The sequence below is a fragment of the Achromobacter sp. Bel genome (genome assembly GCF_012928505.1).
Taxonomy (GTDB): domain Bacteria; phylum Pseudomonadota; class Gammaproteobacteria; order Burkholderiales; family Burkholderiaceae_B; genus Achromobacter.
The window spans coordinates 1-17,767 of record NZ_JABBJN010000082.1 but is presented as its reverse complement, the minus strand read 5'-3'; the positions used below and the strand labels follow the sequence as shown (position 1 = coordinate 17,767).

Sequence of the window (17,767 nt, the reverse complement as noted above, 5' to 3'; positions counted from 1 at the left end):
AAGCCCGGCCAGTTGCCGCACGCCTCGCCGTCGGTGCGCAAGTTCGCCCGCGAACTGGGCGTGAACCTGAGCAAGGTCAAGGGTTCGGGTCCGAAGGAACGCATCACTGCTGAAGACGTGCGCGGTTTCGTCAAGCAGGCGCTGGCCGCCGGTCCGGTTGCCGCCGCCAGCGGTTCGGGCGATGGCGCGGCCCTGGGCCTGCTGCCGTGGCCGAAGGTCGACTTCACCAAGTTCGGCCCGATCGAAGCCAAGCCGTTGTCGCGCATCAAGAAGATTTCCGGCGCGAACCTGCATCGCAACTGGGTCATGATCCCGCACGTCACCAACAACGACGAAGCGGACATCACCGACCTGGAAGCGTTGCGCGTCACGCTGAACAAGGAAAACGAGAAGTCGGGCGTGAAGGTCACGATGCTGGCCTTCCTGATCAAGGCCGTGGTCGCGGCCCTGAAGAAATTCCCCGAGTTCAACGCGTCGCTGGACGGCGACAACCTGGTGCTCAAGCAGTACTACCACATCGGTTTCGCGGCCGATACGCCCAACGGGCTGGTGGTGCCGGTGATCCGCGACGCCGACAAGAAGGGCATCCTGCAGATCGCGCAGGAAATGACCGAGCTGTCCAAGAAAGCGCGCGACGGCAAGATTTCGCCCGCTGACATGCAGGGCGGCTGCTTCTCGATCTCGTCGTTGGGCGGCATCGGCGGCACGTCGTTCACGCCGATCATCAACGCGCCTGAAGTGGCCATCCTGGGCGTGTCGCGTTCGTCGCACAAGCCGGTTTGGGACGGCAAGCAGTTTGTGCCGCGCCTGATCGTGCCGCTGTCGCTGTCGTACGACCACCGCGTCATCGACGGCGCCTCCGCTGCCCGCTTCAACGCCTATCTGGGCGCCTTGCTGGCCGACTTCCGCCGCATCGCGCTGTAAACGGGGAGCCCCATGAGCAATACCGTTCAAATCAAAGTGCCGGACATCGGCGACTTCAAGGAAGTGGAAGTCATCGAAGTGCTGGTCGCCGTGGGCGACACGATCAAGGCCGAACAAAGCCTGATCACGGTCGAATCCGACAAGGCCTCGATGGAGATCCCCGCGTCGCAAGGCGGCGTGGTGAAGTCCATCAGCGTGAAGGTCGGCGACAAGGTCGCCGAAGGCGCCGTCGTGCTGGAAGTGGAAGCGGGCGCCTCGGCTCCCGCCGCCAAGGAAGCCCCCAAGGCCGCCGAGTCCCCCAAGCAAGCCGCTGCCGCACCGGCGCCGGCCGCCAAGGCTGCCGCCCCCGCCGCAGCTACCTTCAAGGGTTCGGCTGATGGCGAATACGACATGCTGGTCCTGGGCGCCGGCCCTGGCGGCTATTCCGCCGCCTTCCGCGCCGCCGACCTGGGCCTGTCCGTGGTCCTGGTCGAACGCTACGAAACGCTGGGCGGTGTCTGCCTGAACGTAGGCTGCATTCCCTCCAAGGCGCTGCTGCACAACGCCGCGGTCATCGACGAAGCGCGCGAACTGGCTGCCCACGGCATCAGCTTCGGCGAGCCCAAGATCGACCTGGACAAGCTGCGCGGCTACAAGGACAGCGTGGTTGCCAAGCTGACCGGCGGTCTGGCCGGCATGGCGAAGGCGCGCAAGGTCACCGTGGTGCACGGCGTGGGCGAATTCGCCGATGCCAACCACCTGACCGTGAAGGCGGCCGACGGCAAGAGCCAGACGCTGCGCTTCAAGCAAGCCATCATCGCCGCCGGCAGCCAGTCGGTGAAGCTGCCGTTCATGCCCAAGGACGATCGCGTCGTCGACTCCACCGGCGCATTGCTGCTGCGTGAAGTGCCGAAGAAGATGCTGATCGTCGGCGGCGGCATCATCGGCCTGGAAATGGGCACGGTGTACTCGACGCTGGGCGCGCGCCTGGACGTCGTGGAAATGCTGGACGGCCTGATGCAGGGCGCCGACCGCGATCTGGTCAAGGTGTGGCAGAAGAAAAACGCCTACCGCTTCGACAACATCATGTTGAAGACCAAGACGGTGGGCGCGGAAGCCAAGAAGGACGGCATCTACGTCACCTTCGAAGGCGAAGGCGCACCGAAAGAACCGCAGCGCTACGATCTGGTGCTGCAAGCCGTGGGCCGCAGCCCGAACGGCAAGAAGATCGGCGCCGACCGCGCCGGCATCGCCGTGACCGACCGTGGATTCATCGAGGTCGATCGCCAGATGCGCACCAACGTGCCGCACATCTACGCCATTGGCGACATCGTCGGCCAGCCCATGCTGGCGCACAAGGCGGTGCATGAAGGCCACGTGGCCGCGGAAGCCGCAGCCGGCCAGAAGTCGTTCTTCGACGCGCGCGTCATTCCGTCGGTGGCCTACACCGATCCGGAAGTGGCGTGGGTGGGTTTGACCGAAGACGAAGCCAAGAAGCAAGGCATCAAGATCGAAAAGGGCGTCTTCCCGTGGGCCGCTTCGGGCCGCGCCATCGCCAACGGCCGCGACGAAGGCTTCACCAAGCTGATTTTCGATGCGGAAACGCATCGCATCCTGGGCGGCAGCATCGTGGGTACCCACGCTGGCGACCTGATCAGCGAACTGGCCCTGGCCGTTGAAATGGGCGCCGACGTCGTCGACATCGCCAAGACCATCCACCCGCACCCGACGCTGGGTGAATCGGTGGGCATGGCGGCCGAAGTGGCCGAAGGCGTCTGCACCGACTTGCCGCCGATGAAGAAGAAGTAATTGCGCGGGGCGGCGATGCCGCCATTGCGTAAACAAAAGCGCCGGCCCTTCATCAGGGCCGGCGCTTTTTTTGTCGGGCGGTTGCGCCGCAGTCTGGCCTGAAACTCAGGGCGGAGACGTAATGCCAGCGGCTCAGGCTTGCGTATTGATGCGCGAACCCAGCGTGCTGTCGATGGCCGTCGGCGCGACGGATTGCATCAGCGTCGCGATGGTGTCGGCTTGGGAATTCAGGACCTTCTTCAATAGCCGGGCCTGCACTTCCTGCACGACGTTCGCGTCTTTCAGGGCCAGGGCGGTGTTGACGGTGTTGTTGACGGAGTCCATGAGGTCGTAGTGTCCTAATCGAAAAACGGGTCGGGCCAAGCAAGCCCAACGTTCACGCATTATTGCGCGCAATCCCTGAGCGATGCAAAGGATTGTCACCGCTTTGCATGGCCATCCTGTGACAGCCGGGCAGCCGGGTCAGGGCTGCATCGGGCATTCAGTGATCGTGCCCCAGCCATGGTTCGGTTCGCAGAACTGCTTGCGTGCCGCCCAGGAGCAATCTGGCCGTTCAAAAAATCCCAGCTGGGCACAGCGGGCCAATTCGCCCTTCAACGCATCGACCCAGGCCATCGGATCCTGAGCAGGAATTTCGGTGATGCGCAGCGTCGATTTCGGGCCACCGGCGGCGGGCGAAGGGTCTGCGGCTACATGCGGGTGCGGGGGCGACGTTTCGGGATGGGCAGTCGGCGTCTCGCCGGCCCCGGGTGCAGACGGTGCTGCTTTGGGTTCGGGCTCTGCGGTGGGGGTGGGTTCCGTTTCCGGAGCCGGGTCGGGCTTACTTGCGGGCGAGGCGTCCGTGGAGGTCTTGCCCGGGGCATCGTTCTCCCAGTCAGACGGAGCTTCTTCGGACATAAGCGGCAGCAGGGGTAAAAGCGGCACGCGGACGGGGCTGGCCGACGTGGCGCCGGTGATCCCATTGTTGGGCGCGTTCCAAGATACCACCAGCAGCACCAGCGCGCCGTAGATCGCCAGGGTATAGAGCACAGTCAGGGTGGCAGACCCCATGCGTCGCCCGGTCATGGGCGTAGCGTCGTCTCGGCCCAACAAGGCGCGCCACCCGACCAGCGCGGCGCCGGGGGCGGAGATGAGCCACCAGCCAATCCTGCGCAGGCAGCCGGGCGCGGGCGCAGGCAAGGCAGCCTGCACTTGGGCGGCTAGCAATTCGCGCAATGCGCGGTTCTCTTCTTGCAGACGCAATGTCTGCGGATCCACCGGCGCCTGAGAGTCTGGATCCGGGGTGCCGTCGTGCTGGGTAGCGAGTGGATCTGGGGGCGTGGCGGTCATAATACTGAAAGAAAATGATACAAAATCTGCGCCGCTATTATGACTGCGGCGCGAGGCGGTCAAAAAAAGGAATAAGCGTGAAAAAGGCCGTCACTCCCCTTACGGCGGTAAACCCGCCTTTTCGGGCATCACGCAAGAACCGGCAAAAAAGGCCGTCATTTCGCCCCTTTCCGCCCTGAAACCCGCTGCTATGCTCCATCGCATTTACCCGCCCGTGGAGTACGGATTGAACGCGCCTGATCGAGTCCCCGAGGATTCATTTGCCATTGACTTGGCCCCCCCTGTGTCCGATCCGGCCATCAGCTACCTGTGTTCGCCCGGCCAGATGCGGGCCGCCGCGTTCCTGTACGGGGTCGAGACGGTACCGTTGGAACGGGCGCGGGTGCTTGAACTGGGATGCGGTGCGGGCAGCAATCTACTGCCATTCGCGGCCGCCTATCCGCACGCACGGGTCGTGGGGGTAGACCAGGATCCGCGCCGTATCGAAGCCGGCCAGCGGGCAGCCGCAGCCATCGGACTGGGAAATCTGACCCTGCGCGCGCTCTCGTTGAGCGACATCGCACAGGATTTCGGTGAATTCGACTACATCATCGCCCACGACGTATTCAGCGCGTTGGGCCGGGACAGCACCGGTGATCTGCTGCGCATCTGCCGGCTGAACCTGGCGTTCGAGGGCCTTGCCTACATTAGTTTCGACGCTTACCCCGGCGCCAAGGCTGCCGAGATTGTCCGCGAAGCCGTGCTGATGCATGCGCACGCGGCGTCCGGTCCTGACGAGCAGGTGGCGGCCGCGCGTGCGGCCTTGGGCATGTTCACGGATGGCGCCGCGGGCGCCAATCCGCTGGCGGGAGCGTTGCACGAGGCTGCGACCCGTCTGGGCCAGGCGTTGGATGAGCAGGGCCCTGCGGGGTTGAGCATGCTTGGCCGCCAGCCGTATTACTACGCCGAGTTCGCCGACATGGCTGCGCAGTTCGGCATGACCTGCGTGGGCGATGTCGAACCGCGACACGAGTTGGCGCCGAATTACGGGGCGAATGTGTCATTGACGCAAAGCCTGTTGGGTTTCGGCAAGCCGCGGGCGTTACGGCAACAGTATCTGGATTTTTCCGTCGGCCGAGCTTATCGCCGCAGCTTGCTGACGCACCACGAGCGCGAGCAGGAGGTGCAACCGCGCCCCGACCTGACGCGCTTGCCCAAGCTGCGCTGGGCCGGAAGCTTCCGGCGGATCGCGGCGGGGATGCGCGACGTCAACCAGACCCATTTCGTCACCCATGCCGGTCAAGTGCTCAGCACGGATGATCGCGTGCTGGAGGCTGTTGCCGACGTGCTGGGGCATGCCTGGCCGGCGTCGGTGGCGGGAGCGGCACTTGTCCGGCACGTGGCCGAGATGAAGTTGTCGACGCGAGCGCCGGCTGACGAGGCCGTGGGCAAGGCGCTCCAGACCCTGTTCGACAGCGCCATCGGGCGGTACAGCGTGGATAAGACGCCGTACGATCTGGCCGAAGACGTGCACTTGACGCCCGGCGTAGTAGCCGCCGGGGATGGCAATGCGCCATTGTTCAATTTGTGGCATGAGGCGGTCCTGACCGGGTTTGCCGATCGGGATCTGCTGCCCTTGAGGCAATTGGAGGGCGGGGCCCCGCTGAGCCGTCTGCGCGACAGCGTCCAGATCGCAGCGCCTGTCCTGCAATTCACGTCGGCCGGCGACTTCGTAGCCCCGGCGTCAGATGCTCCCGGCGTATTGGCGTCGGCCCCCGTGGACGGGCTGCTGGACCATCTGCGGCACTATGGCTTGCTGGCCGCTGGCGCCCGCGGATGGTGTGATTACCTCGAAGCAGGCCTGAAGGCCAGCGAGGGGCGCGGCCCGTATTGGGGGTTGTATATCGACGCCATGGCGCGCCGTGGTTTCGAACAGCGTCATGGCGGCAGCATTTCCGCCGCGGCGCGAGGGCAAGGCGTCAGCAAGGCGGTCCTAAAGGAAGCGCAGGATCTGGCGGCGCTTGTCAACGCCAAGAGCGATGGCGACCTTGAGGGACGGGCGCGCGCCCTGGCCAAACGCGCGCCAGAATACAGTACCGCGTGGGAGGTGCTGGGCACCGTGCTGCGTGATACCGGCAAGGCTGACGAGTCGCTTGGGGCGTTCCTGCGCGCATTCCAGGTTGCCGGAGAAGACGTCGATTGCTATGTGGGCGTGGCGATGTCGCTGCGCGCGTTGCGCCGTCCCGTAGAGTTGGATGCGGCTTGCCGCCGGGCATTGGAGCTTTCGCCCGACCATCCGCAAGCGCTGAACGTGCTGGCGAATTGCTATCGCAGCGCCGCTCGCTTCCATGAGGCCGTGGCGACCTTTCGGCGACTGCTGGCGCTGAATCCGGCAAATGTGGAAGCGCGCGGCAACCTTGGCGTGGCGTTGGCGGACATGGGCGACTTCGCTGGATCGGAAGCGGAGTATCTGCGCGTGCTGGAAGTGCAGCCCGATAATCCCACGGTGTTGCATTCCCGCTTCTTCGGCATGAACTATTTCCCCGACCGGTCGGCGGAAGAGGTGTTCGAAGTCTATCGGGCATTCGATGCGCGTGCGTGTGCGCCGCATCGGCCATCGTGGAAGCCCCATGGCAATCGGCGCGATCCCCACCGCAAGCTGCGTATCGGCTACGTCTCGCCGGATTTCCGCACGCATCCCGTGCGCTTGTTCCTGGAGCCGTTGATGGCCCAGCACGACAAATCGGCGTTCGAGATTTTCGCCTACGCTCAACTGGATCAAGAGGACGAAGGTACGGTTTGCTTCAAAGGCTACGCCGACCATTGGATACGCACGAACGGCTTGTCGCACGACGCATTGGCACAGCGCATCCGTGACGATCAGATCGATGTGCTGGTGGATCTGGCAGGCCATACTGCGCAGAACCGGCTTGCGACGTTTGTGCGCAGACCTGCCCCCGTGCAAGTGACTTGGCTGGGGTTCGGCTGCACCACAGGCTTATCGGCTATTGACTATATATTGATCGACGGTGAGATGGCCCCAACCGGAACCGATCATCTGTTCGTCGAACAGCCTTGGCGCCTGGATACCACCAACTTCGCCTACCGCCCCAAGCTGGGCATGGGCGGCGTTTCCGAATTGCCGGCGCTGCAAAACGGCCACATCCGTTTCATTACGCTGTCCCGCGCCATTCGTTTCAACTACCGCGTGGTTCGCACCTGGTCCGAGATCCTGCATCGTGTCCCGGGTTCGCGACTGGTCGTCGACAGCAATAGTTACTTTTCCGAGCGGATGCAGAGCGATCTTCACGAGATGTTCGCGCAGCACGGCATCGAAGCGAACCGTATCGAGATCGGCTTTCACACTCCGCCATGGGATGTGCTGCGCAGCGCCGACATCACGCTGGACTGCTTCCCGCACAACTCTGGCACGACCTTGTTCGAAAGCCTGTACATGGGCCTGCCGTACGTCACGCTGGCCGGGCGCCTGGGAGTTGGGCGTATTGGCGCGTCCACGCTGGCAGGACTGGGCAGGCGCGAGTGGATTGCGCAAACCGAAGCCGAGTACGTCGAAAAGGTGGTGGCCCTGGCCAGCGATATTCCGGAACTGGCCCGCATCCGCGCCGGCTTGCGCCAAGAGATGCAGGCCAGCACGCTGATGGATGAACCCGGGTTTGCCCGCAAGGTCGAGCAGGCCTATCGCGATATGTTCACGAAGTGGTGCGAAGGATCCGTATGAAAGCCGTCATTCTCGCGGGGGGGTTGGGCACCCGCATTTCCGAAGAAACCCACGTCAAGCCCAAGCCCATGGTCGAGATCGGCGGGCGTCCGATCCTGTGGCACATCATGAAGATGTACTCGGCCCACGGCGTGAATGACTTTGTCATTTGCTGCGGTTACAAGGGTTACGTCATCAAGGAGTACTTCGCTAACTACTTCCTGCACATGTCGGACGTGACGTTCGACATGGCGAACAACCAGATGGAAGTGCATCAACGCCATGCCGAACCTTGGCGTGTCACGCTGGTGGACACGGGCGACGACACCATGACAGGCGGTCGCTTGAAGCGGGTGGCCAGCTACGTCAAAGACGAAGAGGCGTTCTGCTTCACGTATGGCGATGGCGTGGCGGACGTGGATATCTCGGCACTGGTCGCGTTTCACCGTCAGCACGGCAAGATGGCGACGGTGACAGCGGTGCAGCCGCCCGGGCGCTACGGAGCGCTGAAGATGGAAGACGACCTGGTCGCGGGCTTCACAGAAAAGCCTCGCGGTGATGGGGGGCTGATCAATGGCGGGTTCTTCGTGCTGTCACCCCGTGTGCTGCCCCTGATCGAAGCCGATCATATCTCTTGGGAAATGGAGCCGTTGGAGTCCCTGGCCCGAAGCGGTGACCTGATGGCCTACAAACATATGGGCTTCTGGCAGCCGATGGATACGTTGCGTGAAAAGCGCATGCTTGAATCCCTTTGGGAAACGAACAAGGCGCCATGGAAAATGTGGTGAACGGCGCCTCCGAGGCGTTTTGGCGCGGCAAGCGCGTGCTGCTGACCGGGCACACCGGATTCAAAGGCGGGTGGCTTGCGCTGTGGCTGCACAAGCTCGGGGCGCATGTCGTGGGCGTGGCGCTGCCGCCCGTGGCGGACCAGCCCAGCTTGTTCGAGAAGGCACGTATCGCCAGCGTGACGGACAGCCATTTCTGCGACATTCGCGATGCCGGCGCGCTGGCCGCGCTTGTGAGGCAGTCTCGGCCCGAGATCGTGCTGCACCTGGCGGCGCAGCCTCTCGTGAGGCTGAGTTACCGCCAGCCGCTGCAGACTTTCGACACCAACGTGATGGGCACGGCGAATTTGTTGGATGCGCTGCGGGACCTGCCCGATGTGCGCGTGGCGCTCAGCATCACGACGGACAAGGTTTATCGCAATGAAGAATGGCCGCATCCGTACCGCGAGAGCGATGCGTTGGGCGGGCATGATCCCTACAGCGCCAGCAAGGCCGCGGCTGAATTGGTGGCCGCGTGCTACCGGGACGCATTCTTGGGGCAACAGGGCGTAGCGCTTGCGACCGCGCGGGCGGGCAATGTCATCGGTGGCGGCGACTGGTCGGAAGACCGGTTGCTGCCGGATGCCGTGCGGGCCTGGCAGTGTCAACGCACACTGGACATCCGTAGCCCGGACGCCGTCCGGCCCTGGCAGCATGTGCTGGAACCCTTGGCTGGCTACCTGCGCTTGGCCCAGGTGCTTTGGGATCGATCCGAGCTCGCCGGTCCCTACAACTTCGGGCCGCCGTCGCAGGATACGGCGACGGTGCGCGAAGTGGTGGAGCTTGCACGCGCCGCCTACGGGGCAGGTGAGGTGGTCTACGGACAGTCCGCCAAGGGGCCGCACGAGGCGGGCCTGCTCGCGTTGGATACGTCGCGCGCGCGGTCGGTGCTTGGCGTGCGCGCGCGCTGGTCGCTGGCGCGGGGCGTAGGCGAAACGATGCGATGGTATCGCGCCCTGCAGGACGGCGGTGACGCGCGCGCACTGTGCGAAGCGCAAATCGCGGCTTTCGGCCCAGTTTGAGCCGGCTCGGCGCCGCGACAAGAACATAACGGTATTTGAGATACGCAATGAACCCTAACGAAATCCGGGCGCAAATCGCCCAGCTGGTCGACCAGTACCACGAGGCTCAGGAGCGCGAGCGCGGGGCGTTTGCGCCCGGCAAGACCGCGGTGCCGCCGTCGGGCAAGCTGATCGGCGCCGCCGAACTCAAGGCCATGGTGGAAGCCTCGCTGGACGGTTGGCTCACGACCGGCCGTTTCAACGACGCGTTCGAGCAGCGGCTGGCCCAGTACCTGGGTGTAAAGCACCTGATCACGGTCAACTCGGGCTCGTCGGCCAACCTGGTGGCGTTTTCGACGTTGACCTCGCCCAAGCTGGGCGAGCGGGCCATTCGCCGGGGCGACGAGGTGATCGGCGTGGCGGCGGGCTTTCCCACGACCGTGAACCCGATCCTGCAGTTCGGCGCGGTGCCTGTGTTCGTGGACGTCGAGCTCGGCACCTACAACGTGGATGCAAGCCGGCTGGAAGCCGCGATCACGCCGCGCACCAAAGCCATCATGTTGGCCCATACGCTGGGCAATCCGTACAACCTGGATGTGGTCACGGCGTTGTGCAAGAAGCACGGGCTGTGGCTGATCGAAGATTGTTGCGACGCGCTGGGTTCGACCTACAACGGACGCATGGTCGGTACGTTCGGCGACATCGGCACGCTCAGCTTCTATCCCGCGCACCACATCACGATGGGCGAGGGCGGGGCGGTCTTCACCAACGACCCGCACCTGAAGTTGATCGCCGAGTCATTCCGCGACTGGGGGCGCGATTGCTATTGCGCGCCGGGCAAGGACAATACTTGCGGCCGTCGCTTCTGTCAGAAGCTTGGCAGCCTGCCCGAAGGCTACGACCACAAGTACACGTACTCACACATCGGCTACAACCTGAAGATCACTGACATGCAGGCCGCTTGCGGCCTGGCACAGATGGACCGGGTCGAAGAGTTCGTGGCGCAGCGCAAGGCGAACTTCCGCTTTTTGAAGGAGCGCCTGGCGTCTTGCGAAGAATTCCTGATCCTGCCTGAGGCGACGCCGGGTTCCGACCCCTCGTGGTTCGGCTTCCCCATTACGCTTCGCCCCGAAGCGGATGTGCGGCGCGTTGACCTCCTGACCTATCTGGATCAGGACAAGATTGGTACGCGTTTGCTGTTCGCGGGCAATCTGACACGGCAGCCCTCCATGGTGGGACAGAATTACCGCGTGTCGGGAGATCTTGCCAATACCGAGATCATCATGCAGAACACGTTCTGGATCGGCGTCCAGCCCGCGCTGACTCCCGAGATGCTGGACTATGCCGCCAGCCGGATCGAACTGTTCTTCGGCGCAGGCTTCTGACATGCGCGCCGAGCCCTTGGCGATTCCGGGCTGCTATCTGCTCACGCTGCCGCGCTTTCCCGACGCGCGCGGCGAGTTCCGCAAGTTGCTGCACGCGCCGTCGCTGGCGGCGTTGGGCTTGGAAACCGGCTTTACGGAGTCCTATGTGTCGGTTTCGCATCGGGGTGTATTGCGAGGGATGCACTTCCAGCTGCCGCCGTCGGATCACGCCAAGCTTGTCACATGCCTCGTCGGACGTGCCCGCGACGGTCTGCTGGACCTGCGCCGGGGTTCGCCCGCCTACGGGCATTCGCTGTCCGTGATCCTGGATGGAGACGACCCCCAGGCCATCTATGTGCCGCGCGGTGTGGCGCACGGTTTCGCGTCGCATCGCGATGGCACCGCGTTGCTGTACTACACGACCTCGGTGCATGACCCCGAATGTGATGCGGGTGTGCACGCGGATAGCGCAGGCGTCGATTGGTGGGCGGGCGTGGACGCTATCGACGCCCCGGTCATGTCGCCGCGCGACGTCGCTTTGCCGGCGTTTGCCGCGTTCAAGTCCCCCTTTACCTTCCACGAGAAGTCATGACGCAGTGCATATTGGTGACTGGCGCAAGCGGCTATGCGGGCGGCGCGGTCGCTGCGCGATTGCGCGCGTTGGGCCTGCGTGTCGTGACGGCGGGCCGAGCTGCCACCAACGACCTGAAGATGGATCTCTCCGACCCGCGCAGCGTGGCCGCGTTGACGCTTCCTGCGGGCATTGACGCATGCGTGCACGCTGCTGCGATGCACGAGGTGGGTTGCCGCGAAGCGCCGCAAGCGGCCTACGTGGTCAATGTCGCGGGCACGCGGGCTTTGCTGCAAGCCTGCGAGCGGGCGGGCATCCATCGCCTGGTATACGTGTCGACTTTTCACGTATACGGGCGCCCGTCAGGCCTGTTGCACGAAGTGGCGCCGGCCATACCCGGCAATGACTACGGGCTCACCCATCTACAAGCCGAACAACTGTTTGAATGGGCAGCACGCACACTGAATGCGTCGGTCGATATTCTGCGGCCCTCCAATCTCTACGGCGTGCCGGCATCCTGGAGCGGTTTTGACCGCTGGACGCTGGCGCCTTTCGACTTTTGCCGCCAGGCGGTGCGCATGGGCAAGATTGTCTTGCATGGGCAAGGCACGGCCGTGCGCAACTACGTGGATGTCGCGCACTTTGCCGACGTCGTGGCCACGCGGCTGCTAAGCGAAGGCCGTGGGCTGCTACATGTGGCGGGCGCCGACTGGCGGATACGGGATCTGGCATTGCTGGCAGCGCAAGAGGCCAGCGAGGCTATGGAGCGCGACGTGCCCGTTCAATGGGGGCATGTCCAGGACACGGCCGCACCGGCGTATCAGTTCCATTCCCGGTATCAGCAGGCGCGTGACGGCGATGAGCGTGGCGCGATGGCCGCATTCCTGCGCGCGACGTTGGCGCACTTGACGGAGTACACGGTATGAACAGGATATCCACGTCAGCCAAGATTTCCCCGCTGGCCGACATCGAACGTTCCGTGCGCGGCAACGTCGTTGTAGTCGGCGACAACGTCACCATCGACAGCTTCGTGAAGATCAAGTTCGCAGGGGGCGGCGGCGACGTCCACATCGGCGACCAGGTCTATCTGAATTCCGGGGTCGTGATTTACTCCGGCAACGGCATTTCGATCGGCCGCGGCACGCTGATCGCGGCGAATACGACGCTGGCACCCACCAATCACGAATACCGTAGCCGCGACAAGACGATCATCGAACAGCGCTTCATGCCCAGCAAGGGCGGCATCGTCATCGAAGAGGATTGCTGGATCGGCGCGAACTGCGTGCTGCTGGACGGCTGCGTCCTGCGGCGGGGCTGCGTCGTCGGAGCCGGTACCGTGTTGCGTGGCGCCTGGCCCGAGTACGCGGTCATCGGCGGAAATCCGGCAGCGGTAATGCGGTATCGCGAAAGTGTCGGGACGGAGTAATTTTGGAAATTTTGCAATGACATCGTCGACGAAGGGCGGCAAGGGGTTGCTGGCGGGAAAACCATTGGCCTGAACGAGGCCTTTGACCTGGCCGTCCGCCATTGGTGCGAACGCAAGCGGGCGGAGGCTGAGCACACTCGCCGCCAAATCCACGGTACGCCGCCGCCGCTTCGCAGAGTCCGTATCGGACCGCTTGGTGACATTGCGCTGGTGGGATTGGGCCAAGGACATCATCGAGCGCCACGCACGCGACATCATGCGTGGCACGCCAGAAGCGCTGGATGCGTTGGAAAGCGGACGCGATACGTGGCATGCGCGGCTGCGCAAAGAGTTCAATGCGCCCCTCGAGATGCTGCATGGACGGACAGGCCTGGCGCGTGCGCGCCGCTCCGCGCAGTGGCGGCAGGGGCGTCCTGCATGGGTCGTCCTGCTTGGGACATTGGGCAACATCGCCACGGTGCAGGGCATTGAAAAGCACCTGCTGGATGCAAATTTTCTGTTTGTCGATCTGCCTGGATGCGGCGGCAGCACGGCGCCGGCCGAAATGTCGGTTGAGGGCTCTGCCGACGAGTTGTTGCCCGCGTTGCTCGCGGCCGTGCCGGAGGGGGTTGGCGTGATTGGCGCGTCGTTCGGTGGCAGCGTCGGGCTGACCATTTCGCGACGCGCGACGCAGTGCAAGGCGCTGGTGCTGTTGGACACGCCGTTCAGCGCCGCGAAACTGTGGCACAACCATGCATTCCTGCGGGGCGCGATCGCGGCCCGGCTCGACGACCGCTACCTGCGCAGCTTCACTTTGGAGATCTACGGCGTGACGCCCACGGCGGCTGTCGAGCGGGATTAATGGCAACTGCTGGAAGGTATCGCGGTGCAGGTGCTTGTGGTGACGGGCGATGTGCCGATGCTGTCGCAACGCAAGATGCCGCCCGTGCCATGCTGCCTGGATGAAGACAACCGCGTCCGTTTACGTAAGGTGGGTTGCCAGCTCGAGCGCGTGAAGGCAGGCCACGCCATCATCAACGATAATCCCGCGGCGGTCGCAAGGATATCGGCCGGCCATAAAAAAACCAGCCCGTAGGCTGGTTCTGGGTACTGTTTCGGCGTCGGCTGAGAGATAACTGCCTTCCCAGCCGGGCCGAGGGACTGTGTGCTGGAATTAACGCAGCAGCGACAGAACCGTTTGCGGCACTTGGTTGGCTTGGGCCAGAACCGAGGTGCCAGCCTGTTGCAGGATCTGAGCCTTGGTCATGTTCGACACTTCCGTGGCGTAGTCGGCATCTTCGATGCGCGAACGAGCGGCGGACAGGTTGTTGATCGTGTTGTTCAGGTTGGCAACCGTCGATTCGAAGCGGTTCTGAATTGCACCCAGCGAGCTGCGCTGCGAGTCGATGTTCTGCAGAGCGGCGTCGAGCTTGGCCAGCGGGTTGGAGGTCGAACCGGTGGTCAGGCTGGTCAGGGGCAGTTCGTCGGTCTTCAGCGTGAAGGCGGCGGTACCGGCGGTCGTCGTGGTGTCGGCGTCCTTCGGGTTCACGGCGATGTAGAACGAGCTGGAGGCGCCCGAAGCAACGTCGAAGCCCTTGGCCTTCAGGTTGCTGGATTCGGTAGCGTCAGCAGCCGACACGTCGACCTTGACGAACCAGTTGCCGTTTTCGTCAGCTTGCGCTTCCGAACCGACGGTGACGTTGCCGGAAGCAACGCCCAGACGGCCAGCCAGGTCGCCAGCGGTGCCTTCGGCAACGCTGTTGGCGGTGATGGAGGTCGTGGAACCGTAGGCGCTCTGGTACTGAGCGGTGGACACAGCGGCTTGCGTGCCCTTCGGGCCCGACACGTTGAAGCCGTCCAGACCCAGGGTCTTGGCGGTGACTTCCTTCAGGTCGATCGTGATGGTTTCGCCGTCGTTGGCGCCAACTTGGATCGTCAGCTTGTTGTCCTTAGCCAGGACGTTCACGCCGTTGAACTGGGTTTGAGCCGACACGCGGTCGATTTCGTCCAGACGCTGCTTGATTTCCGATTGGATCGAGTCCAGGTCGGTCGGCGAGTTCGTGCCGCTGGCGGCTTGCACCGACAGTTGGCGAACACGTTGCAGGTTGTTGTTGATTTCGTTCAGCGCGCCTTCGGTCGTTTGAGCGATCGAGATACCGTCGTTGGCGTTACGGGCGGCTTGGGTCAGGCCCTTGACGTTCGCGGTGAAGCGGTTGGCGATGGCTTGGCCAGCGGCGTCGTCCTTGGCGCTGTTGATGCGCAGGCCCGACGACAGGCGCTCAATAGCGCTGCCCAGGCTCGATTGCGACTTGTTCAGGTTGTTTTGAGCAACCATCGAGAGGTAGTTGGTATTGATAACGGCAGCCATGTTGGTGCTCCCAAGAGAGAAAGGCTTCTTCAAACCGGGCAGCAACGCCGCCCACTGGTGTTAACGGGAAAGTTCGTCGACTTTTTGTCTAGGAATCTCTCCGTTGCAAGGATTACGGCAGTCCCAAATCATTCTTTAGCCCTATTTCGCGAAAGTCGTATTTATTGTTGTATCCGCCGGGAACGCCTGCACAGGCGACGTTACGGGCTGGCCAAAGGCAAAGGCAACGCCGAGGTGAAAAAGGAAACGGGCGCCTGGGGCGCCCGTCCTGGCCGGTCGTACCGGCTTCGATGTTCGATCTCTCTAAAAAGACCTCTACACATCGGCCTCTCTATATATAGACGGTGCTCGGCAGCTAGATGATCTGCGCGATCTGTCCTTCCTGGGGTAGTTCCTGCCAGGCCTGGTCTTTCAGCTTGGCGCGGATCCGGGCCGTGGCCTGCGAGCGCAACTGGCAGACGCGCGCTTCGGTCACGTTCATGATCGCGCCGATTTCCTTCAGGTTCAGCCCTTGCTCGTAACAAAGCGACAGCAACAGCTTTTCGCGGTCGGGCAGGGTGTCGATGGCGTGGATCAGCGCCTGGCGGAAATCGCCGGCCAGCAACGCGTCCAGCGGGTTGCCGCCGGCCGACCCATGATTCAGCGTTGCAGTCCAGTCCGATTGGCCGGAGGCCGCGTCGGGTTCGGTGGCGAAATCTTCGTAATGCACGATCTGCACGCCTTGGGCGTCGTGCAGCAGCGTCTGGTATTCGTTTAGCGGTATTTCCAGCTGATGGGCGATTTCGGCCTCGCTGGGCGCGCGCATCAGCCGTTGTTCCAGTTGCTGGATAGCCTGTTCGATTTTGCGCGCCTTGGCGCGGACGCTGCGCGGCAGCCAGTCCTGGCCGCGGAGCTCGTCCAGCATCGCGCCACGGATGCGGGTCGTGGCGTAGGTCTCGAATTGGGCGTCTGCCGTTTCCTGATAGCGCCTTACGGCGTCAAGCAGGCCGATCATGCCGGCCTGTATCAGGTCGTCAAGCTCAACGCTGGCGGGTAGCCGGGCGAGCAATTGCAGGGCCAGCTTCCGCACTAGCGGGGCATATTCGACCAAGCTGTCATCTGCGTGGGGCATTGCGGGAATGTCAGGCGGTGTCCATCGTGACGCATTGTCTGACGTTGTCAATTTGCGACATTGTCGACAAACGCGCGGCTGCGCTAAAGCTAGAAATTAAGTGATCGGCAAGGTGTCATTGTCGGGACTGCACAACATTTCATTCCTTGAAGTACGCAATGTTTTGAATGCTTATTTGCCAAATTGACGTAAATTTGCGTCGAAATTCTATGTCAAGGTGTATCGATTTTCGTAAGTTGCGCAATATCAACAAAGATTTGTCATATAAGTCATAGAAAATGACATCAGCTGTGGTAAATTTTACTTAAATTGCGAACAAATGATACATTTCGCATTAAAACAGATTGCAGCAAGCCGTCAGGCAATTCGGGTTGCCGGCGATTTTGGTCATCGAGCCCCGTGAGTGGGATAGGGATAGGGAGTAGGGCGTGCAACAAGTCGAAAATTCATTGCTGGCAGATATTCGCGAAGTGAATCTGTCATATCTGTTACTTGCGCAACGTATGTTGCGTGATGACTATGCTGCATCGATGTTCCGTTTAGGGTTCAGCAACGAAGTTGCCGACATCCTGATGCGACTGTCGCCGGCCCAATTGGTGAAGCTGGCAAGCTCCAGCTCGCTGCTGTGCCGCTTCCGCTTTGACGATTACAGCCTGCTCTCGGCGCTGACCCATGACGTTCTGGGTGGTGCGTTGCAACAAGCGCATGCAACCATCCTGCTGGCCAAGCAACCTGTAGAAGAACTGGCCTGACGGCCGTTCGAACCCTCAATCGGACTCGCGCAATGGCCTCCAAAAGCGTTTCACAGGAAGCGGACGATATCCTGCTTGCCAGCTCCATGATCACCTTGGGAGCGCGGTTGCAGGTGCTGGAGGCTGAAACCAGCCTCAGCCACGACCGTTTGGCACGCTTGTATCGCGAAATTCGCGGCTGCTCGCCGCCCAAGGGCATGCTGCCTTTTTCGGTTGACTGGTTCATGACCTGGTTGCCGAATATCCATTCGTCGCTGTTCTACAACGTCTATTCGTTCCTGAACGCGCGTACCAGCAGCAAGGGCATCCGCGCCACCATCGACGCGTACCGTCTGTACCTGGAGAACGCGGGCCTGGATGCCGCCGAAAGCGCCGAGCCGGTCCTGAGCTTCACTCGCGCCTGGATGCTGGTGCGCTTCTTCGACAGCGGCATGCTCCAGTTGTCGGCTTGCCGTCAGTGCGGCGGCCATTTCATCGCCCATGCCCACGATCCGCAATCGGATTTCGTTTGCGCGATCTGCCGGCCGCCACCTCGCGCCGGCAAGACGCGCGCGGCGGCCAAGGCACGTGCCGGCAGCAGCCGTCCGGCGCCCGTAGTCAACGCCGCGCGGCCTTGACCGAGATCGGAAGAGC

At 62.9% G+C, this 17,767-nt stretch carries 17 protein-coding genes; 13 read left to right on the top strand and 4 right to left on the bottom strand.

What is annotated here, in order from left to right; genetic code table 11:
- Both HG262_RS29075 and lpdA read left to right on the top strand, forming a co-directional pair.
- The coding region (locus HG262_RS29075) for a dihydrolipoyllysine-residue acetyltransferase (RefSeq protein ID WP_169274301.1) at positions 1–924 on the top strand (924 nt) is incomplete at its 5' end.
- Between the two features lie 12 nt (positions 925–936).
- Positions 937–2,712, top strand: coding sequence for a dihydrolipoyl dehydrogenase (lpdA, locus tag HG262_RS29070; RefSeq protein WP_169274300.1), 1,776 nt, complete (start codon positions 937–939; stop codon positions 2,710–2,712).
- A 132-nt stretch (positions 2,713–2,844) separates the two neighbouring features.
- Here the strand turns inward: lpdA and HG262_RS29065 are convergent, their stop codons facing one another.
- Entirely contained in the window at positions 2,845–3,036 is a 192-nt protein-coding gene (locus HG262_RS29065; RefSeq protein ID WP_006227411.1) for a putative motility protein, read from the bottom strand.
- A gap of 138 nt (positions 3,037–3,174) precedes the next feature.
- The gene (locus tag HG262_RS29060; protein WP_248293527.1) at positions 3,175–3,954 is read right to left on the bottom strand and encodes a hypothetical protein; all 780 of its coding nucleotides are present in this window, start codon (positions 3,952–3,954) and stop codon (positions 3,175–3,177) included.
- Between the two features lie 358 nt (positions 3,955–4,312).
- Between HG262_RS29060 and HG262_RS29055 the strand changes: the two genes are divergently transcribed.
- The 9 genes from HG262_RS29055 (at position 4,313) to HG262_RS29015 (ending at position 13,999) form a co-directional block, all read left to right on the top strand.
- Positions 4,313–7,759, top strand: coding sequence for a bifunctional class I SAM-dependent methyltransferase/glycosyltransferase (locus tag HG262_RS29055; RefSeq protein WP_169274298.1), 3,447 nt, complete (start codon positions 4,313–4,315; stop codon positions 7,757–7,759).
- Entirely contained in the window at positions 7,756–8,526 is a 771-nt protein-coding gene (gene rfbF, locus HG262_RS29050) for a glucose-1-phosphate cytidylyltransferase (protein ID WP_169274297.1), read from the top strand. Before HG262_RS29055 ends, rfbF begins: the two co-directional genes overlap by 4 nt.
- Positions 8,511–9,584 (top strand): CDP-glucose 4,6-dehydratase, encoded by a 1,074-nt coding sequence (gene rfbG, locus HG262_RS29045; protein ID WP_169274296.1) that lies wholly within the window; start codon positions 8,511–8,513, stop codon positions 9,582–9,584. Before rfbF ends, rfbG begins: the two co-directional genes overlap by 16 nt.
- Positions 9,585–9,631: 47 nt before the next feature.
- Positions 9,632–10,948, top strand: a complete 1,317-nt coding sequence (gene rfbH, locus HG262_RS29040; RefSeq protein WP_169274295.1) for a lipopolysaccharide biosynthesis protein RfbH — start codon at positions 9,632–9,634, stop codon at positions 10,946–10,948.
- Position 10,949: 1 nt separating this feature from the next.
- Complete coding sequence (locus tag HG262_RS29035) at positions 10,950–11,519, top strand: dTDP-4-dehydrorhamnose 3,5-epimerase family protein (RefSeq protein WP_169274294.1); 570 nt, start codon at positions 10,950–10,952, stop codon at positions 11,517–11,519.
- Positions 11,516–12,424, top strand: coding sequence for an SDR family oxidoreductase (locus tag HG262_RS29030; protein ID WP_169274293.1), 909 nt, complete (start codon positions 11,516–11,518; stop codon positions 12,422–12,424). The genes HG262_RS29035 and HG262_RS29030 overlap by 4 nt, the downstream gene beginning before the upstream one ends.
- Complete coding sequence (locus HG262_RS29025) at positions 12,421–12,924, top strand: acyltransferase (RefSeq protein ID WP_169274292.1); 504 nt, start codon at positions 12,421–12,423, stop codon at positions 12,922–12,924. The genes HG262_RS29030 and HG262_RS29025 overlap by 4 nt, the downstream gene beginning before the upstream one ends.
- A gap of 196 nt (positions 12,925–13,120) precedes the next feature.
- Positions 13,121–13,765 (top strand): alpha/beta fold hydrolase, encoded by a 645-nt coding sequence (locus tag HG262_RS29020; RefSeq protein WP_169274291.1) that lies wholly within the window; start codon positions 13,121–13,123, stop codon positions 13,763–13,765.
- A 24-nt stretch (positions 13,766–13,789) separates the two neighbouring features.
- Complete coding sequence (locus HG262_RS29015; protein WP_169274290.1) at positions 13,790–13,999, top strand: hypothetical protein; 210 nt, start codon at positions 13,790–13,792, stop codon at positions 13,997–13,999.
- A gap of 78 nt (positions 14,000–14,077) precedes the next feature.
- Here the strand turns inward: HG262_RS29015 and HG262_RS29010 are convergent, their stop codons facing one another.
- Together HG262_RS29010 and HG262_RS29005 are read right to left on the bottom strand one after the other, a co-directional pair.
- A complete protein-coding gene (locus HG262_RS29010) occupies positions 14,078–15,271 on the bottom strand; it encodes a FliC/FljB family flagellin (RefSeq protein ID WP_169274289.1) in 1,194 nt (397 codons plus the stop codon).
- 355 nt (positions 15,272–15,626) lie between these two features.
- Positions 15,627–16,382: an RNA polymerase sigma factor FliA gene (locus HG262_RS29005; RefSeq protein ID WP_169274288.1), complete on the bottom strand. Its 756-nt coding sequence runs from the start codon at positions 16,380–16,382 to the stop codon at positions 15,627–15,629.
- 428 nt (positions 16,383–16,810) lie between these two features.
- Between HG262_RS29005 and flhD the strand changes: the two genes are divergently transcribed.
- Positions 16,811–17,134, top strand: a complete 324-nt coding sequence (flhD, locus tag HG262_RS29000) for a flagellar transcriptional regulator FlhD (protein WP_006219025.1) — start codon at positions 16,811–16,813, stop codon at positions 17,132–17,134.
- Positions 17,135–17,166: 32 nt separating this feature from the next.
- Complete coding sequence (gene flhC, locus HG262_RS28995; RefSeq protein WP_169274287.1) at positions 17,167–17,751, top strand: flagellar transcriptional regulator FlhC; 585 nt, start codon at positions 17,167–17,169, stop codon at positions 17,749–17,751.
- The last annotated feature ends 16 nt before the right edge of the window (positions 17,752–17,767 follow it).

Coding starts and splice junctions, on each gene's coding strand:
- lpdA (WP_169274300.1), top strand. CDS start 937: ATGAGCAATACCGTTCAAATCAAAGTGCCGGACATCGGCGACTTCAAG.
- HG262_RS29065 (WP_006227411.1), bottom strand. CDS start 3,036: ATGGACTCCGTCAACAACACCGTCAACACCGCCCTGGCCCTGAAAGAC.
- rfbF (WP_169274297.1), top strand. CDS start 7,756: ATGAAAGCCGTCATTCTCGCGGGGGGGTTGGGCACCCGCATTTCCGAA.
- rfbG (WP_169274296.1), top strand. CDS start 8,511: ATGGAAAATGTGGTGAACGGCGCCTCCGAGGCGTTTTGGCGCGGCAAG.
- rfbH (WP_169274295.1), top strand. CDS start 9,632: ATGAACCCTAACGAAATCCGGGCGCAAATCGCCCAGCTGGTCGACCAG.
- HG262_RS29035 (WP_169274294.1), top strand. CDS start 10,950: ATGCGCGCCGAGCCCTTGGCGATTCCGGGCTGCTATCTGCTCACGCTG.
- HG262_RS29030 (WP_169274293.1), top strand. CDS start 11,516: ATGACGCAGTGCATATTGGTGACTGGCGCAAGCGGCTATGCGGGCGGC.
- HG262_RS29025 (WP_169274292.1), top strand. CDS start 12,421: ATGAACAGGATATCCACGTCAGCCAAGATTTCCCCGCTGGCCGACATC.
- HG262_RS29010 (WP_169274289.1), bottom strand. CDS start 15,271: ATGGCTGCCGTTATCAATACCAACTACCTCTCGATGGTTGCTCAAAAC.
- HG262_RS29005 (WP_169274288.1), bottom strand. CDS start 16,382: ATGCCCCACGCAGATGACAGCTTGGTCGAATATGCCCCGCTAGTGCGG.
- flhC (WP_169274287.1), top strand. CDS start 17,167: ATGGCCTCCAAAAGCGTTTCACAGGAAGCGGACGATATCCTGCTTGCC.